General features: G+C 73.1%; 16 protein-coding genes and 1 riboswitch. All 16 genes read right to left on the bottom strand.

The features are described from left to right. Window positions 1-114 precede the first annotated feature (114 nt). Window positions 115-1,281, bottom strand: coding sequence for a bifunctional glutamate N-acetyltransferase/amino-acid acetyltransferase ArgJ (gene argJ / locus AC08OQ_RS08290; RefSeq protein WP_476599890.1), 1,167 nt, complete (start codon window positions 1,279-1,281; stop codon window positions 115-117). 99 nt (window positions 1,282-1,380) lie between these two features. Continuing rightward, window positions 1,381-2,409 (bottom strand): N-acetyl-gamma-glutamyl-phosphate reductase, encoded by a 1,029-nt coding sequence (argC, locus tag AC08OQ_RS08285; RefSeq protein WP_476599892.1) that lies wholly within the window; start codon window positions 2,407-2,409, stop codon window positions 1,381-1,383. 64 nt (window positions 2,410-2,473) lie between these two features. Continuing rightward, on the bottom strand, window positions 2,474-5,005 hold the full coding sequence (pheT, locus tag AC08OQ_RS08280) for a phenylalanine--tRNA ligase subunit beta (protein WP_476599894.1): 2,532 nt from the start codon (window positions 5,003-5,005) through the stop codon (window positions 2,474-2,476). A gap of 3 nt (window positions 5,006-5,008) precedes the next feature. Next, a complete protein-coding gene (gene pheS / locus AC08OQ_RS08275) occupies window positions 5,009-6,112 on the bottom strand; it encodes a phenylalanine--tRNA ligase subunit alpha (RefSeq protein ID WP_476592988.1) in 1,104 nt (367 codons plus the stop codon). A 165-nt stretch (window positions 6,113-6,277) separates the two neighbouring features. After that, window positions 6,278-7,423 carry a sensor histidine kinase gene (locus AC08OQ_RS08270; RefSeq protein ID WP_476599908.1) on the bottom strand — a complete coding sequence of 382 codons (1,146 nt, stop codon included), beginning with the start codon at window positions 7,421-7,423 and terminating at the stop codon, window positions 6,278-6,280. Next, on the bottom strand, window positions 7,423-8,247 hold the full coding sequence (locus tag AC08OQ_RS08265; RefSeq protein WP_476599896.1) for a TrmH family RNA methyltransferase: 825 nt from the start codon (window positions 8,245-8,247) through the stop codon (window positions 7,423-7,425). Before AC08OQ_RS08265 ends, AC08OQ_RS08270 begins: the two co-directional genes overlap by 1 nt. 104 nt (window positions 8,248-8,351) lie before the next feature. After that, entirely contained in the window at window positions 8,352-8,732 is a 381-nt protein-coding gene (gene rplT, locus AC08OQ_RS08260) for a 50S ribosomal protein L20 (protein ID WP_011437565.1), read from the bottom strand. Window positions 8,733-8,857: 125 nt separating this feature from the next. Further along, a complete protein-coding gene (rpmI, locus tag AC08OQ_RS08255) occupies window positions 8,858-9,052 on the bottom strand; it encodes a 50S ribosomal protein L35 (protein WP_011437566.1) in 195 nt (64 codons plus the stop codon). 97 nt (window positions 9,053-9,149) lie between these two features. Continuing rightward, complete coding sequence (infC, locus tag AC08OQ_RS08250) at window positions 9,150-9,740, bottom strand: translation initiation factor IF-3 (protein WP_462186894.1); 591 nt, start codon at window positions 9,738-9,740, stop codon at window positions 9,150-9,152. A 343-nt stretch (window positions 9,741-10,083) separates the two neighbouring features. Beyond that, window positions 10,084-10,965 carry an SseB family protein gene (locus AC08OQ_RS08245; protein WP_476599899.1) on the bottom strand — a complete coding sequence of 294 codons (882 nt, stop codon included), beginning with the start codon at window positions 10,963-10,965 and terminating at the stop codon, window positions 10,084-10,086. Window positions 10,966-10,975: 10 nt separating this feature from the next. Further along, the gene (locus tag AC08OQ_RS08240; RefSeq protein WP_476599901.1) at window positions 10,976-12,535 is read right to left on the bottom strand and encodes a MinD/ParA family ATP-binding protein; all 1,560 of its coding nucleotides are present in this window, start codon (window positions 12,533-12,535) and stop codon (window positions 10,976-10,978) included. Between the two features lie 723 nt (window positions 12,536-13,258). After that, on the bottom strand, window positions 13,259-13,741 hold the full coding sequence (gene ribH / locus AC08OQ_RS08235; RefSeq protein ID WP_462186897.1) for a 6,7-dimethyl-8-ribityllumazine synthase: 483 nt from the start codon (window positions 13,739-13,741) through the stop codon (window positions 13,259-13,261). Next, window positions 13,738-15,231: a bifunctional 3,4-dihydroxy-2-butanone-4-phosphate synthase/GTP cyclohydrolase II gene (locus tag AC08OQ_RS08230; RefSeq protein ID WP_476599903.1), complete on the bottom strand. Its 1,494-nt coding sequence runs from the start codon at window positions 15,229-15,231 to the stop codon at window positions 13,738-13,740. Before AC08OQ_RS08230 ends, ribH begins: the two co-directional genes overlap by 4 nt. Next, on the bottom strand, window positions 15,228-15,926 hold the full coding sequence (locus tag AC08OQ_RS08225) for a riboflavin synthase (RefSeq protein WP_476599905.1): 699 nt from the start codon (window positions 15,924-15,926) through the stop codon (window positions 15,228-15,230). Before AC08OQ_RS08225 ends, AC08OQ_RS08230 begins: the two co-directional genes overlap by 4 nt. A 127-nt stretch (window positions 15,927-16,053) precedes the next feature. Continuing rightward, window positions 16,054-16,183, bottom strand: a riboswitch (FMN riboswitch). A gap of 50 nt (window positions 16,184-16,233) precedes the next feature. After that, entirely contained in the window at window positions 16,234-16,944 is a 711-nt protein-coding gene (rpe, locus tag AC08OQ_RS08220) for a ribulose-phosphate 3-epimerase (RefSeq protein WP_476595134.1), read from the bottom strand. A gap of 33 nt (window positions 16,945-16,977) precedes the next feature. Then, the coding region (locus AC08OQ_RS08215) for a class I SAM-dependent methyltransferase (protein ID WP_476611972.1) at window positions 16,978-17,404 on the bottom strand (427 nt) is incomplete at its 5' end.

Raw genomic sequence — 17,404 nt, 5'->3', positions numbered from 1 at the left:
GGCCCCGCCCGGTGCCCCCGCCCGGGGCGGCGTCGCCGGTGCCATCGGCGCCTGCGGTGCCGCCGGTGCCGCCGTGCCCACCGTTCGAAGGCGGCAGTGTCCGGGTCGGGACGTTCATGTCGAGTACGCCGAGTTCTCGTAGACGTACCCGTCGGTCAGGTCGTTCGTCCAGACGGTGACCTCGGCGTCGCCGGCGTGCAGATCGACGCCGATGCGCACCTCACGGCCGGACAGGTCGACGAGGTCACGGTCCTCGCCGGGGGCCCCGGCCCGGCAGACCTGCACCTCGTTGATGGACACGTCCAGCGCGTCGGGCTCGAAGACGGCCTTCGTGGTGCCGATCGCGGCGAGCACCCGTCCCCAGCTCGGGTCCTTGCCGTACAGAGCGCACTTGAGCAGGTTGTTGCGGGCGACGGCCCGGCCGACCTCCAGCCCGTCGTCCTCGGTCGCGGCTCCGGTCACGGTGATGGCGATGGTCTTCGTCGAACCCTCGGCATCGCCGAGCATCTGCTGGGCAAGGTCAACGCACACCTCGGTGACCAGCCCCGCCAGCTCCGCCTCGGGCAGGCTGACCCCGGCGACACCCGAGGCCAGCAGCAGCACGGTGTCGTTGGTGGACAGGCAGCCGTCGGAATCGACCCGCTCGAAGCTGACCCGCGAGGACGCCCGGATCACCCGATCGAGGGTGGCGGCGTCCGCGACGGCGTCGGTGGTGACCACCACGAGCATCGTCGCGAGCGACGGCGCCAGCATCGCCGCGCCTTTGCCCATCCCGCCGATGGTGACACCCGGGGTCGTCGACGAGGTGCGGACCGCGGCCTTCGCGACGGTGTCGGTGGTGCGGATCGCCTCCGCCGCCGCGGCGCCGGCGGCGGCGGTATCGGTGAGGTCCGCCACCGCCTTGGTGGCGCCGGCAAGCAGGTTGTCCATGGGCAGGCGGACGCCGATGAGACCGGTCGAGCAGACCGCGACGTCGCCGGCACCGATACCGAGCGCCCCGGCGACGTGCTCAGCCGTGGCGTGGGTGTCGGCGAATCCGGCCGGACCGGTGCAGGCGTTCGCCCCGCCGGAGTTGAGGATGACGGCGCGCAGCCGGCCGTCGGCGAGGGCTTGGCGACTCCAGAGCACCGGAGCCGCCTGGACCCGGTTGGCGGTGAAGATCCCGGCGGCGGCGTCGGACGGCCCGTCGTTGACGACGAGCGCCACGTCCGGACGGCCGGACGGCTTCAACCCGGCTGTCACTCCGGCGGCGCGGAAGCCCCGTGGGGCGGTGACGCTCAACTCAACCCTCTCCTGTCCCCTGTCCGCGTTGCTGGTCGATGTTGCTGGTCGATGGTCCCGCGTCCTTACCGGCCTGCCGGCCTGCCGAGCCGGAAACGGTCAGGGGGCGATGCCCTGAGCGGTCAGCCCGGCGGTCTCGGGCAGGCCGAGCATCAGGTTGGCGCACTGCAGCGCCTGGCCAGCCGCGCCCTTGCCGAGGTTGTCGATCGCGGTGACGACGATCGCCCGGCCGGTCTCCGGGTCGAAGGTCCCCTGCACATGAACGGCGTTCCCGCCGAGCGTCGCCGCGGTGTGCGGCCAGCGCCCCGGCGGCAGCACCCGGACGAACGGCTCCCCCGCGTAGGCGGACCGCAGCGCCTCGTACACGGCGTCCGCGTCGGTGCCCGGGATGGCCCGGCCGGTACTGGTCGCGAGGATGCCGCGGGGAAGCGGGGCGAGCACCGGGGTGAAGGACACCGTCACGGTCGTACCGGCGGCCCGGGAGAGGGTCTGCGTGATCTCGGGCCGGTGCTGGTGGGTGCCCACCTTGTAGGCGGTCAGGTCACCCATCACCTCGCTGCCGAGCAGGTTCACCGTGGCCGAGCGCCCCGCGCCGGACGTGCCGCTCGCCGCGACGACGACCAGGTCGGCGGGCTCCACAAGACCGCCGGCCAGCAGCGGCACGAGCCCGAGAGAGGTCGCCGTGGGATAGCAGCCCGGGACCGCCACCCGCCGGCTCGCGGCGATCTCCGCCCGCGCCCAGGGGAGTTCGGGCAGGCCGTAAGCCCAGGTCCCGGCGTGCTCCCCCCCGTAGACGCGCCGCCACGCCTCCGGGTCGACGAGCCGATGATCGGCACCCAGATCGGCGACCCGTACGGTGTCGGGCAGGGTGGCGGCCACCGCGGCCGACTGACCGTGCGGCAGTGCCAGGAAAACGATGTCCGCGTCAGTCCCGGCCAGCGCGGCCGCGTCCGTGAACACCCGGCCCTCCAGGTCGGGCAGGTGAGGATGCACGTCCGTCACCGGCCGGCCGGCGGACGCGTTCGCGGCCAGCGCACCAATCTTGATCTCGGGATGGGCGAGGAGCAGGCGCAGCAGCTCTCCGCCGCCGTACCCGCTCGCCCCCGCAACTGCTGCCGTCACACCCATGATTGCAATTTTATACACGCCAACTCATTGTCATGCAATGAGGCTGGCGTAACCCGCCTCGGCCTCAGGCGCGCAGGGACGCGCCGGTGAGCTCCGCCGCCCGGGCGACCGCCGCGTCCCGCACCGCGTTCGCCTCGGCGGCCGTCAGCGTCCGGTCCCCGGCGCGCAGCCGCAGGCCGAAGGCCAGCGAGCGCTGACCGACCCCGACCTGGGCGCCCTCGAAGACGTCGAAGAGGGTCAGGGACTCCAGCAGGTCACCGGCTCCGGCCCGCAGTGCCGCCGTCACGTCGGCGACCGGCACCTCGATCGGCACGACGAGCGCCACATCCCGGTCGGCGGGCGGATAGGTGGAGATCGTCGGCGCGATCATCGGCGGCGCCGCCGACGCGACCTCGATCAGGGCGTCGAGGTCCAGTTCCATCGCGCCGGCCCGGGGCGGGAGCCCGGCGGCGCCGAGCACCCGGGGATGCAGCTCACCCGCGTGGCCCACGACCCGACCGTCGATCGAGAGCTCCGCGAGGCGGCCCGGGTGCCAGGGCATGACATTGCCGGCCCTGACCGTCAGGGTGACGCCCACCGCCTCGGCGACCACGTGCGCGGCGTCCACCGCGTCCGCCCAGTCCGCGTCCCGGGCCGGCGTGGACCAGCCACCTGGCTCACGGCGCCCGGTGAGGAGCACGGCGACGTGGCGGGGCTGGCCGGGCAGGGTCGAGTCCAGAGCGACGATCTCCGCGGCGGAGGGCCGACGATCCACCGGCGGGGTGACGACGCCCGTCGGGATCCGTTCGCGTTCACGGAACACCAGGCCGCTCTCGAACAGGGCGAGATCGCGCTGCCCCCGGCCGATGTTGCGCACGGCCGCCGCGATCAGTCCGGGTAGCAGGGTCGTCCGCAGGTAGCCGGCATCCTCGGCGATCGGGTTCGCGATCCGGACCGCCGCGCGCCGCGGGTCGACCGCAGCCAGGCTGAGCGCGTCGGCGGCGTCCTCGGGCACGAACGGCAGGGTGAGCACCTCGGCGAACCCCGCGTAGGCCAGTGCCCGGCCCACTGCGCGGTGCATCCGCTGCGCGGCGGTGAGCCCGCGCCCCGCGGGCAGCGACGGCAGGGTCACCGGGATGGTGTCGTACCCCTCCAGCCGCATGATCTCCTCGACGAGATCGGCAGGCCGGGTCAGGTCGGGACGCCAGGACGGCGGCGTCACGATCAGGACACCGGGCAGGCCCCCGGTCGCCGGCCCGTCGGCCACTGCGCAGCCGACGTCGCCGAGCCGGCGCCGCACCACCTCGGCGGGGTAGGGCCGGCCGGCGAGGCGTTCCGGTTCCGTCAGCGGCAGGGTCACCGGCGCCAGGCCGGGGCGGCGGTCCAGGTCGGTCACGCCGGGCTCGGGACGGGCGGCGGCGAGCTCGACGAGCAGGTCGACGGCCAGCGCCGCGGCGACCGGCGCGAGCGCCGGGTCGACGCCGCGTTCGAAACGCCGCGACGCCTCCGAGGACAGCCGGTGCCGGCGGGCGGTGCGGGCCACCGTGATCGGGTCGAAGTGCGCCGCCTCGAGGACGATGTCGGTGGTCGTCGCGGACACCTCCGTGCTGGCCCCGCCCATCACCCCGGCGAGCGCGATCGGACCGGTGTCGTCGGCGATGACCAGATCCTCGGGGTCGAGAGTGCGGTCGACCCCGTCGAGGGTGCGCAGCGTCTCTCCGGCGACGGCCCGGCGCACGATGATCGCGCCGGTCAGCTTCGCCCGGTCGAAGGCGTGCAACGGCTGGCCGAGGCCCAGCAGCACGGCGTTGGTGACGTCGACCGGCACCGAGATCGACCGCATCCCGGACAGCGACAGCCGCCGCTGCCACCCCGGCGGGGTGGTGGCCCGCGAGTCGACCCCGGCCACCACCCGGGCGACGTAGCGGTCACACGCCGCGGTGTCCTCGACGACGACCGGATAGGCCTCCCCGGCGGGCCCCGGACCGGCGGCCAGGTCCGCCGACGCGCCCGGGTCCGTGAACGACAGCGCGAAGGCGATCGCCGCCTCCCGGGCGATCCCCCGCACCGACAGGCCGTAGCCCCGGTCCGGAGTGACCGCGATGTCGAGCACCTCGTCGGCGAGATCGAGCAGCTCGGCGACGTCGGCGCCGATCGGCGCCCGCGGCGCGAGCACCAGGATGCCGCCGGACTCCTCGCCAAGGCCCAGTTCCCGGGCCGAGCAGATCATCCCCTCGCTGACATGGCCGTAGGTCCTCCGCGCGGTGATCTCGAACCCGCCGGGCAGCACGGCGCCGGGCAGCGCGACCGCCACCCGGTCACCGACGACGAAGTTGTGCGCCCCGCAGATGACGCCGCGCACGCCCTCGCCCTCGGATCCGGCATCCCCGGATCCGGCGCTCTCGGCGACCCGGACCTGGCACCAGCGGACGGCCTTCTTCTTCGTCTCGACGATCTCGAAGTCGACGATCTCCCCGACGACCACGCCGGAGAACTCGCCCCCGGCGCTGCGCAGTCCCTCGACCTCGAAACCGGCCCGGATCAACGCGTCGGCGACGGCCCGCGTGGGCGGCAGCCCCGCCACATACTCCCGCAGCCAGGACATCACGATCAGCATGGGTCAGTCCTCGATTCCGAACGGCAGGCTGAACCGGACGTCACCGTCGACGAAATCGCGGATCTCCCGGATGCCATGGCGGACCATCGCGGCCCGTTCCAGCCCCATCCCGAACGCGAAACCGCTGTACCGGGTCGGATCGACCCCCGCGGCCCGCAGGACGTGCGGGTCGACCATGCCGCAGCCGCCGGCCTCGATCCAGCCCTCGTCCGAGCAGACCCGACAGGGCTGGCGGGCCGCCTCCCCGCGGCAGGCGAAGCACTGCACGTCCAGTTCCGCGGACGGCTCGGTGAACGGGAAGAACGACGGGCGCAGCCGCGTCGACAGGCCCGCCCCGAACAACGCCTGGGCGAAGACCTCCAGGGTGCCACGCAGGTCCGCCATGGTGATGCCCCTGTCCACGGCCAGACCTTCGAGCTGGCCGAAGACCGGCGAGTGCGTCGCATCGATGGTGTCGTTGCGGTATGTCCGCCCCGGGCACACGACGTACACGGGCAGCGGGCGGTTCAGCAGGGAGCGGATCTGCACCGGGGAGGTGTGGGTACGCAGCACCCGGCCCGCACCGGTCGGCGCGACGTAGAGCGTGTCGTGCTCGCTGCGGGCCGGGTGATCGGGCGCCATGTTCAGGGCCTCGAAGTTGAACCAGTCGTGTTCGACCTCGGGTCCCTCGGCGACCTCGTAGCCCATCGCCACGAACACGTCGGCAAGCCGGTCGGACAGGGCGGTCAGCGGGTGGCGGGCACCACGGCGGCGACGGTCGACGGGCAGGGTCACGTCGACCCGTTCCTCGTGCAGCACCCGGGCGTCGCGCTCGGCGGTGAGTTCGGCCAGCCGGGCGTCGTAGGCGGCCTGTACCGCCGTGCGGGCGGCGTTGTGCCGGCGACCGGCGTCGGCACGCTCCGCACGGGGCAGGGCACCGAGCTCCCGGCGGGCCAGCACCAGCGGTGCGGAGGCGCCCTGGATGTGGGCGGTACGGACGGCTGCCAGCGCGTCGAGGTCGGCGGCGGCGCGGATCGACTCCCGCGCCGCGTCAACGGCCGCGTCGAGCTGATCAGGGTCGAGGGCGTGGACCCGGGACGGGTCGACAGTCTCTCCAGGGGCGGGCACGGTGCTCATCCTCGTCATCGGGTGAAAAGCAGGGCCATCCCGGCGGGAAGCCGGGGTCGTCCGGCCTGCGGCGGAGTTCGTCCGGGCATGGGGTGTCCGGTCCTGGGGCGGCGGCGCGCGCCTGGCCGCCCGGGGCGCCCACCGGTCGGTTCGCGGTGCTCGGCGTCAGCCGAACACCGGGCCACCGGCGGGCACGAAAAATCGGAACTCGGCGCCGCCACCCGTGGCCCGGCCGACCGAGATGGTGCCGCCGTGCGCCTCGATCAGTGCCTTGGCGATGTAGAGCCCGAGGCCGGTGCCGTTCCCGCGGCCGGCGCCCCGCCAGAACTTCGTGAACACGCGCGCGGCGTTCGATTCGGACACGCCTTCCCCCTCGTCGGCCACGCTCACCTCCGTGCCGCTGTCCCTGCCACGCAGCAGTACCGTCACAGTACCCGCACCATGCCGCAGGGCGTTGTCGACGAGGTTGTGCAGTACCTGTTCAATCTTGTCCGGATCGACCCACATCTCGGGCAGTTCGCCCTCATCGCAGATGAAGAACCGGTCGGCGCCCGCCGCACCCGAGGCCACCTTGCCGTCCACCACCGAACGCACCCGGGCGGGCAGGTCGACGATCTGCTTGCGGACCTGAATGCGTCCGGAGTCGATCCGGGAGACGTCCAGCACCTCAGTGAGCAGGCGCGTGACCCGGTCGGCGTCGGTGTTGACCGTGTTCAGCATGAGCTTCTTCTGCTCGTCGGTGAACCGGTCCCACTTGGCGAGCAGCGTCGCGGTGAATCCCTTCACGCTGGTCAGCGGCGAGCGCAGCTCGTGCGCCACGGTCGCGACCAGATCCGCCCGGTTGCGTTCCAGCCGCTCGCGGCTGAGGGTGTCGCGCAGGGACAGCGACACCCGCACCAGCCGACCGGCGACCCGGTTAAACCGCACCGTGACGTGGAAGTCACGGTCGTGGACCGGACCCGCATAGGTCAGGCGCCGCTCCGGCTGCCCGGTGACCCGCGGCAGGTTCCGGCTGGCTGCCGAGCACTCCCACCAGTCGTTGCCCCGCTCGTCCAGCAACGGGAGGACCTCGGTCAGATGCCGGCCGATCGCAGACGGTCCGTCCACCCCGGTGAGCTTCGCCGCCGCCCGGTTGAACACCTCGACGACGCCGACGGCGTCGGTCACGATCACCGAGTCCGGTAGCAGGTCGAAGGCGGCGGCAGGCAGTGGGCCGTCCAGCGCGGCCGACGCGGCCGAATCGGTGGAATCGGGCGCGCAGCCGGGGCCGGGTGGCGGTACCTGCCCGGATGGCGACGCGACAGTGTTCATCACCGTCGACCACCTCCTCCGGTGCCGTCAGTACCGGACCTGCCCGTTCTCTGCGCCCGCGCCGACGCGTAAAGGCACAGGGCGGACGCAACCGCAAGATTCAGGGACTCGGCCTGACCGTACACCGGTACCCGCAGAACCGCGTCCGCGGCGGTCAGAGTAGCCGAAGCCAGCCCATGTGCCTCGTTACCGAACAGCCACGCCGTCGGCCCGTCGAGCTCACCGGCGGCGACGGCGGTGTCGATGTCGCGATCCGCGGCTCCGGACGTCGCCACGATGCGGCAGCCCCGGGCCCGCAGCCGGTCCAGCACCACGGCCAAGGCTGGTTCCACGATCACCGGGAGGTGAAAGTGGCTGCCGGCCGAGGAGCGCACGCACTTGCCCCCGAAGGGGTCGACACCGCTCCCGGTAAAGACGACGGCGTCCGCTCCGGCCGCGTCCGCGCTGCGGATCACCGTGCCGGCGTTGCCCGGATCGCCCGCGCCGATGCACACCGCGACCAGCCGGGGGGCGTGCAGGTCGGCGAGCCGGTGAGCGGGCAGGGCCGCGACCGCGACGAGGCCCTGGGGGGTCACCGTCTCCGACAGCGACGCCACGGCCTCGTCCGTGACGACCCGGACCGGCACCCGGACCGCCCTCAGCAGCTCCTCGTGCCGGGGAGTCGCGGAGACTCCGACGAACACCTCGAGCAGCTCGCCGACGGCCGACGCCGCGCCCACCGCCTGCGCCCCCTCGACCAGGAACCTGCCCTGCTCGCGCCGGGCCGCGGGCCGCTTGAGGCGACGCGCGGCGCCGACCCGCCCGGAGCGCGCTCCGGCGATCACTCCGGGCCCCGGGGAAGGGGCCCTCGGGGAAGGAGCCGTCGACGGTGGGGCGTCGGTCGTGGGGGACACGCGGGAGGCGGGCACGGGCCGACGTCGCGACGGGCTCAGGCGGCGGTGGGCTCCGGCGCCGCCGCCAGCGCGGCCCGTGCCACCTCGACCAGGGCGGTGAACGCGACCGCGTCGTTGACCGCGAGGTCGGCCAGAATCTTGCGGTCGACTTCGACACCGGACAGCTTCAGACCCTGCACGAAGCGGTTGTAGGTCAGGCCGTTCGCCCGCGCCGCCGCGTTGATCCGAGTGATCCACAGCTGCCGGAAGTCGCCCTTGCGCGCGCGGCGGTCCCGGTAGGAGTAGGTCATCGAGTGGAGCATCTGCTCCTTGGCCTTGCGGTAGAGCCGCGAGCGCTGGCCCCGGTAGCCGCTGGCCTGCTCGAGGACCGTACGGCGCTTCTTCTGGGCGTTGACCGCCCGCTTCACGCGTGCCATGAGGGCACCTGTCTCCTTCGTTCGGGTGCGTCCGGCGGCCCGGGCCGGAGTCGGCCGCCAACGGCGGGCCGACCGCGACCGGCGGGCCCGCCGCAGTCGGGGCCGGAGTCGTCAGCGGGCCGCGGTCAGCGGGCGAGCAGACGCTTGACGCGTCGGTTGTCCGCCTTCGTCAACGGCACCACGCCATCCAGTCTGCGGGTGAGGCGGCTGGTCTTGTGCTCCAGGTAGTGGCGGCGGTTGGCCCGCTGGCGCAGCACCTTGCCGGACCCGGTGACCCGGAACCGCTTGCTCGCACCGCTGTGGGACTTCTGTTTGGGCATGTTGACATCCTGACGGGTTACGTGGGTGGTCGAACAACCGGCGTGGCGAGATCCGGAACCGGTGGCGGCGCCACCGCGCGGACTGCCCGCCGTCGAGTCAGGCGTGGCCGGCCGGTTCCGGCACCCGCTGCGGCTTCGAACCCTTGTGCGGGGCCATGACCATGGTCATGTTCCGGCCGTCCTGCTTGGGCTGAGCCTCGACATAACCAAGATCGGCCACGTCGGCGGACAGCCGTTGGAGCAGGCGGATGCCGAGCTCGGGCCGGGACTGCTCCCGACCGCGGAACATAATCGTAATCTTGACCTTGTCGCCGGCCCGCAGGAAACGCACGACGTGACCCTTCTTGGTCTCGTAGTCGTGCGGATCGATCTTCGGCCGCAGCTTCATTTCCTTGATGACGGTCTGGACCTGGTTCTTCCGAGCCTCCCGACGCTTCTGGTCGGACTCGTACTTGAACTTTCCGTAGTCCATCAGCTTGCAGACCGGGGGACGAGCGGTCGGCGCGACCTCGACGAGGTCGAGATCGGCCTCCTGCGCCATGCGCATGGCCTCACCGATCGAGACGATGCCGATCTGCTCACCCTCCGCGCCGACGAGGCGAACCTCGGGGACGCGAATCCGGTCGTTGATACGGGACTCTGTGCTGATGTGTTTCCTCCGTTGCTCGACGCGCGGGCCTGACCTCACCGCAGCGGAGCACCGAGCCTGGTACACCAGGCTCCCGGCCGACAACCGCGAGAACGGCTCGGCCGACCGGCGACCCGGCCACCGCGGCCACCAGCCGGAACTCCGGCCTGAGGACCTGCTGACGTCCCGGGGTGGCGACATCAGTGCTGACATCGGGTGGAGGGCGAACCCCCGCTTGGTCCTGCCGATCAGGCTCCGCACCGTGCCCTGGCTGCCTGGGAACGGCAACGCCAGCGGACGGAACAAAACCAGCCGGCAGGCGGTCTGAACCCCAGCGTAGCACCAGACCGGGCGACACGACGATCACATCATCGTCCGGGCGCTCCGAAAGGGCCGGCGGCACTCACCTCGCGAACCGCACCGGCCATCGGCGCGTCGGGCGCAGGCCCCGCCCCAGATGGCGGCGCACCGCCGCGGCCTCCCGCGCGCTCACGAGCAGCACGGCCGGGCCCGAGGCCCGCGCCTGCTCCTGCGCCGGGTCCGGATCAGCGGCGAGCAGCCGGGGCAACCGCCGGGCGAGCAACTCCCCGGACCGCGCGTCCGCATCTCCGTCCCGGCGTACCGCGACGGCAAGCACCGGGCGTGGTGCGCCGGCACCCGGGAGGAGCAGTTCCGCCGGCCACACCTCGACCCGCTCGGTCACGGTCCGCAACGCCTCTTGGACCCGCTGCCGGGACAACGGTCCATCCGGATCGGATGGACGGCGCAGGGCGGTCACCCTCAGCTCGTCGAGGTCCGCGGCTTCGGTCGCACGTGGCGTGTCGAGAGTCCCGGGCGGCGAGTCGGAGTCGGATCCGCCGGGCACCGTCGCGGGACCGCCCGGCCCGACGTCCAGACTGGCCGAGCGCGGACCGGCCACGTCGATCACCACCGCTCCGAGCCCCAGCCGGACCGCCTCCGTACAGGCGTCCACCGCGGCGACCGGAACCGGCCGGGCCGAGGCGCGCCAGGCGGTGAGCGCGCTGACGCTGGAGAAGATCGGTAGCGCGGTCGCGCCGGACGGGGTGCGCAGGGTCGTCAGCGCCATCTCGCTGGTCTTGTCCGCACCGGTGACGGCGTCGGCGGCGGTGAGCCGAGCCTCGACTCCGACGAAGACCCGGGCCTGGCGCAGCGCGGCGGTCAGAACGGCGGGGTTGACCGGGCTGGCGGCGAGCGCTCGGGTGAGCGACTCATCGGCGCGGCCGTCATCGCCCTGACCGGACGGAGTCAGCAGATCGTGTGCCATTCTCGCCAGCCTAGGGCCCAGGCGACGCGGCGGGCCGGTACCGGATCGGGTCCGTGGCATTCACCATGGCTCGGACGGACCCGGGCCCGGGTTGGGGGCACCGACCGGGGGCGGCGATGGCGGACCGGGCCAGCACGGTGGCCGGTTGCGACCCGGGAAGCGGGGCGGTGGCGACCGCCCCGGCGAGGCGCTGGAAGGCGAACCTGGTCCGGCGACGCAGGCGGTACCAGCTGATCGGACGGCTGTCGGCGAGCGCCGCGTCGAACGGCACCGGCACCGTCATGTAGGCCCGGTCCTCAAGATGCTCGAGACGCAGCCGTGCCCCGCGGCTCAACCGGGAGGGATACGTCTCGACGACGGCCACGATGACGGTGGCAGCGAGATCTGGCCGACCAGCCGCGGTCAACGCGGTCAACGCGTCGTCCGCACCGGCGATCTCCGTCTCGCCGGCCCGGATCGTCAGCACGACGAGGTCCGCCCGCGCCAGCAGGGTGGCCGGCACCGGCTGGCTCCACCCCGGTGGGGCGTCCGCGACGACGACCGGATACCAGTGTCCGAGCAGGTCGAGTGCCCAGGCCAGCTCCTCGGGAAGCAGCCCCGGCCCGGTGAGATCACGCAGTCCGGCCAGCACCTCCAGGCCACCGGAGCCGTCGGAGGCGACGAACCGGCGCACGTCCTCCAATGAGGACACCGGTGGCCGCGCCGTGGCCAACTCCCGCAACCCCACGCCCGGTGGCATGAGGCCGACCCGGTGCGCAAGCAGCCCGGACTGGTCCGGGGAGGCATCCACGGCCATCACCCGATGACCGTGGTGCTCCGCGATCGCCAGTCCCAGACCCGCGGCGACCGTCGTCCGGCCGCCTCCGCCACCGAATCCCCCGACCAGCACCCGCCGCCCACCGGCCCGCGCCCGCGCGACCGGCGAACCGCCCGCTCCCGCGACGGCCGGGACCACCGCCGGACCACGGGACGGCGTCACCGCGGCCGCCGCCCGGACGGGCAGGGAAGGGGCCGGACCGGACCGCCGTGCCGGCAGGTTCGCGGGGACCGGGACGGACCAGGCTGGCTCCGTACCGGGCGTTTCGACCGCCTGCCGGCCGACCGTGGGTCCGCCCAGGGGGTCGGCGTCGAGCCACGCCTCCGGCACCGGCCAACCCGGGTCAGCCGCCGCGGACGGGGGAAGCCGCCCGGCTACGGGCCCGGCACCGAGCGAGCCGTCTGGGGGCGGCGCGGTGGCGGCCCAGGAAACGGGGACGACCGGCGTCCCATCCGGGAGGTTCACCGGCTGCCCGGCGGCGGGGACCAGTACCGCAATGTTCTCCCAGGTCTCCCCGGGCGGCGGGACGGCCGGAAACGGTGGGGGGACGGCCGGGGGCGGCGGCGCACCGGGCGGTGGATCCGGTGGCGTCGGGTACTGGTCCGGACCGGTCGGGTACTGGTCCGGCGGCCCGGCCGCCGACGTCGCGGCGGCGGCGAGGTCGGGCGTCCACCCCGCTCCGCCGGGCATGGTGAGCGAGGCACCGGGCCACGCGGAGCTCGGGCCGGGCGACGCGGTCAATGGAAGGCCCACGGGGGGCGCGCTCCGGCCCGACGGGGGCGGTGGCGCGGGCGGTGGGGCCGGTGGCATGGGAGTGGGCGGCGGGCCTGCCGTGCTCCCGCGCCCCCCGGAGGGGCCCCCCGTCCGACCGGCACCGGGCTCCGAACGGGTCACGCCCGGACGTGACCGGATGGGACGACGGGTAACCAGAGCGTTACGGGGCGTCTGAGGCTCGGTCAGTCGTAGGCCGAGCAGCGAGATGGGGCGCGCGTCCCCGCCACCACCCGGTTCGGTCGCGCCGGGATCCCGCCGGCCGGGCCCGGCCGCGATCCGTTCCCCGACCTCCGGATTCCCTCCGACCGGGCCGGTCGACGCCGACGTCTCGTCACCGTTCCAACTCCCACCGTGACTTACCATCCGCGCCACCCCGCCCCCATGTGTACCGGCCGACGGGACCTCCTCCGATCCCACCGCGAAGTATGACGCCAGAGCGCAAGGGCACCGATACGACGTGAGACCACAGTCTCGTGTAACCGGCCGTCCCGACAAGAGCACCGGACTGATCGGGACAGACTGATCGGGACAGCCGGAATCAGAGCCACGAGCAGCGAACACACCACCGACACACCCGATCCACTTCGAATCGCCATGTGACGGCAACACCATACCGAGAGCATGTCACGCGGACGGATCGGCCTCGCACCGTGCGTGTGAACTCCTGATGCGGAACGTTCCGGCCAGTGACGGCGTGGGAGCTCAGCCGGCGAGTTCCAGATCGCGCAGCACCGCGGCGGTGCCCAGCGCGGCCAGGGTCGCCTCCCGGCCCTTGTCCTCGCTGGACCCGGGCAGCCCGGCGCGGTCCCGGGCCTGCTCGACGGTGTCGCAGGTGAGCACGCCGAAGCCGACGGGGACGCGGGCGTCGAGGGTGACGCGGGCGAGCCCCGCGGTGACGAACTGACAGACGTAGTCGAAGTGGGGGGTGCCGCCCCGGATGACGACACCGAGGGCGACGACGGCGTCATGCCGCGCCGCCAGCGCGGCGGCGATCACGGGAAGCTCGACCGCACCGGAGACCCGCACGACGGTGGGTGCCGTCGCGAGGCCTGTGTCCTTCGCGGCGCGCAGCGCGCCAGCAAGCAGCGCATCGGTGATCTCGGCGTGCCATCGGGTGGCGACCACCGCCAACCGCATGCCCGCGACGGGCGGAAGCACCTCCGCGGGAGCCCCGAGGCCGCTCACAGACCCTCCCCCTCGGCACAGTCGGCCCCGGCGGGCGTACCCGGGCCCGCGCCGCCCGCGATGGCCGTGCAGCCGGAGGTGACGGGCACCCTCGACGCTCCCGGCACCCCCGGCACCCTCGACGCCCCCGGGATCCAGCGCGAGCCGGCCGGCTCGTCCTCGCCCACGGCCCTAGGCAGATCGGACATGCCGGGTAGACCCGGAAGGCCGGGCAGACCGGGAATGACGTGTCCCATCCGGTCCCGCTTGGTGGTCAGGTAGCGCAGGTTCTCCGGCGTCTGGGTGACCGGCATCCCGATAAGTTCGACGATGCGCAGGCCGTAACCCTCCAGCCCGGCCCGCTTCGTCGGATTGTTGGACAGCAGCCGGAGGCCGCGCACGCCGAGGTCGACCAGGATCTGGGCTCCGGTGCCGTAGTCGCGGGCGTCGGCCGGCAGGCCCAGCGCGAGGTTGGCATCGACGGTGTCGTGGCCGGCGTCCTGCAGCTGGTAGGCCCGCAGCTTGTGCATCAGGCCGATGCCCCGGCCCTCGTGGCCCCGCATGTAGAGCACCACCCCGCGCCCCTCGGTCGCGATCATGCGCAGTGCCGCGTCGAGCTGGGTTCCGCAGTCGCAGCGCCGGGAGCCGAAGACGTCCCCGGTGAGGCATTCGCTGTGCACCCGGACCAGCACGTCCTCGCCGTCACCGAGCTCGCCTCGGATCAGCGCGATGTGTTCGACGCCGTCGAGGATGTTGCGGAACCCGACCGCCCGGAACGCCCCGTAACGCGTCGGAAGCGATGCCTCCGCGACCCGCACCACCTGCTTCTCGGTCCGCCGACGGTAGGCGATAAGATCGGCGATGGAGATCAGTAGCAGCCCGTGCTCGCGGGCGAACTCGGCGAGCCGGGGAAGCCGGGCCATCGTCCCGTCGTCGTTCACGATCTCGCAGATCGCACCGGCCGGCCGCAGCCCGGCGAGCCGGGCGAGGTCGACCGCGGCCTCGGTGTGGCCGGGGCGGCGCAGCACCCCGCCATCCTTGGCGCGCAGCGGGAAGATGTGGCCCGGCCGGCTCAGGTCGCCGGGCATGGTCTGCGGGTCGGCCAGCAACCGGATGGTGCGGGCCCGGTCGGCGGCGGAGATCCCGGTGGAGACGCCGTCGCGGGCGTCCACGGTGATGGTGAACGCGGTGCCCATCCGCTCGGTGTTGTGCGGGACCATCTGGTCCAGTTCGAGCCGGTCGGTGTTGGCGGCGTCCATCGGCACGCAGATCACACCGGAGGTGTACCGCGTCATGAACGCGACCAGCTCGGGTGTGGCGGCCTCCGCCGCGAAGATCAGATCACCCTCGTTCTCCCGGTCGGCGTCGTCGACGACGACGAGCGGGCGGCCGGCGGCGATCTCGGCGAGCGCGTCCTCGATGGCGGCGAACCGCACGTCGGCATAGCCGGCGGGAAGGGCACCGGCGGGAAGGGTGGCCGTCGAGAAGGCGCCGGCCGCGGATGTCGTCATCGGTGTCGTCCGTTCGGTTCGATGGGGCCGGCATGCAGCTTCTCGACGTACTTGGCCAGCACGTCGACCTCGATGTTGACCAGGGAACCCGGCGCGCGGCGACCCAGCGTGGTCAGTGCGAGCGTGGTGGGGATCAGGCTGACCGTGAAGGTGGCCGGTGAGTCGCCACCGGCCGGCGAGATGTCGACGACGGTCAGGCTCACCCCGTCCACCGTCACCGAGCCCTTCTCCACGAGGTAGCGGTCGAGCCCCTCGGGGAGCGCGATGCGCACGAGCTCCCAGCCCTCACCGGGCTGCCGGTCGAGGACCGCGCCGACGCCGTCGACGTGCCCCTGGACCAGGTGGCCTCCCAGCCGGTCCGCCAGCCGGACGGGACGTTCGAGATTCACCCGGTCACCGACGGCGAGCTTCCCGAGAGAGGAACGCACCAGCGTCTCTCGCATCACGTCAGCAGTGAACGCCGACGGGCCGTCCGTTGTGCCGGGTGGGCCGCCGGCCGTACCGGTCTCGGCGCCCCCGTCGAGCCCCGGGCGGGCGAAGGAGGTCACCGTGAGACAGACACCGTTGACGGCGATGGACGCGCCGTGACTCACATCACCCAGAACCGTCTGACAGGCGATGGTGAGTGCCGCCGACTCCGACCGCGCATCCACCGCGGTCACCACGCCGAGTTCCTCAACGATGCCGGTAAACATCCGACCCGTGCCCCTCGCTCCCGGGCACCCGCACCCTGGGCGAGGAGAAACCACGCGGGACCACGCCGGCACGCTCACGCCGGCACGCGCCCGCGAGCAGTCAACGACCACCACGGGCACTCGGCCCGCGCGCATCCTCCCATCCGGACTTTAACCGTCGGTCCCGGAATTCCACCGGGTCAGCCGTCCCAGTACCTGCGGACGGGTCGCGGACTGTCACCGCCGGTTCGGAGTTTCACCGACCCCGGAGCGCGCGTGCTGTTAGTTGTACTGCCTCAAGTCTGGCATATGAAGCCGCCGGACGCGGTCACGCCGGCCCAACCGCCGAGCGTGGCGCGGGCGGGGACAGCCGGGGCGCCGCCCGCAGCGCCTGCTCACGCAGCCGCTCGACGGCCTGGCCCGGATCGGCCGCCCCGAAGACGGCCGTGCCGGCGACGAACACGTCCACACCCGCCACCGCGGCCCGTTCGATCGTCTCGGCGTTGACCCCGCCGTCAATCTGCAGCCACAGGTCCAGCCCACGGGCGTCGAGCAGGCGCCGGGCGGCCTCGATCTTCGGCAACACCTCGGTCATGAACGTCTGACCGCCGAAACCCGGCTCGATGGTCATCAGCAGCAGCAGGTCGAACCGGTGCAGGTCGTCGAGATAGTGCTCGATCGGGGTGTTCGGCTTCACGGCGAGGCCGGTGCGGGCCCCGGCCGCCCGGATCGCCCTGGTGGTGCGGGGCAGGTCGGACACGGCCTCGGCGTGAATGGTGACGTTCGCCGCGCCGCGCTCGGCGTACCCGGCCGCCCAGCGGTCGGGATCGTCGATCATGAGATGACAGTCGAGCGGAGTATCCGTCACCGCGCGCAGGGCCGTCACCGTGTCCGGCGCGAACGCCAGGTTCGGGACGAAGTGGTAGTCCATCACGTCAACGTGCAGCCAGTCAGCCTGCCCCTCGACCGCCAGGGCCGCGTCGGCGATCCGGCCGAAGTCGGCGGCGAGCAGGCTGGGGTAGATCTGCGCGGTGGCCATTTCGCGAGGGTATCGGCTCCCGGGTCCGACGCCTCAGCTGTCGACCCGGCGCAGCAGGGCGACGAACATCGCATCCGTGCCGTGGAGATGCGGCCAGAGCTGGACGAACGGGCCGTCACCGATCCGGTCGACCTCCGGCAGGGTCAGGCGGGCATCGAGGATGGAGGTGTCGGCGCGTTGTCCGGCCACGCCACGCACCACCTCGACGCTCTCAGCCGGGTGCGGGGAACAGGTCGCGTACGCCACCACCCCGCCCGGGCGGACCAGGTCGAGCGCGGCAACGAGCAGCGCACGCTGGAGCGGGACGAGCGCGGCCACATCGGCCGCGGTCCGCCGCCACCGGGCCTCCGGCCGACGCCGCAGTGCTCCGAGGCCGGTGCAGGGGACGTCGACCAGCACCCGGTCGGCCCCATCGGGCCGCAGCGGCGCCGCCCGGCCGTCGGCGCGCACCGTCCAGGCC

It is taken from the genome of Frankia sp. CcCS3, from assembly GCF_977927575.1.
This window is presented reverse-complemented; position numbering and strand designations above follow the sequence as displayed.

Coding starts and splice junctions, on each gene's coding strand:
- AC08OQ_RS08225 (WP_476599905.1), bottom strand. CDS start 15,926: ATGTTTACCGGCATCGTTGAGGAACTCGGCGTGGTGACCGCGGTGGAT.
- pheT (WP_476599894.1), bottom strand. CDS start 5,005: ATGCTGATCGTGATGTCCTGGCTGCGGGAGTATGTGGCGGGGCTGCCG.
- AC08OQ_RS08230 (WP_476599903.1), bottom strand. CDS start 15,231: ATGACGACATCCGCGGCCGGCGCCTTCTCGACGGCCACCCTTCCCGCC.
- rplT (WP_011437565.1), bottom strand. CDS start 8,732: ATGGCACGCGTGAAGCGGGCGGTCAACGCCCAGAAGAAGCGCCGTACG.
- rpmI (WP_011437566.1), bottom strand. CDS start 9,052: ATGCCCAAACAGAAGTCCCACAGCGGTGCGAGCAAGCGGTTCCGGGTC.
- AC08OQ_RS08270 (WP_476599908.1), bottom strand. CDS start 7,423: ATGAACACTGTCGCGTCGCCATCCGGGCAGGTACCGCCACCCGGCCCC.
- argC (WP_476599892.1), bottom strand. CDS start 2,409: ATGGGTGTGACGGCAGCAGTTGCGGGGGCGAGCGGGTACGGCGGCGGA.
- rpe (WP_476595134.1), bottom strand. CDS start 16,944: ATGGCCACCGCGCAGATCTACCCCAGCCTGCTCGCCGCCGACTTCGGC.
- AC08OQ_RS08245 (WP_476599899.1), bottom strand. CDS start 10,965: ATGGCACACGATCTGCTGACTCCGTCCGGTCAGGGCGATGACGGCCGC.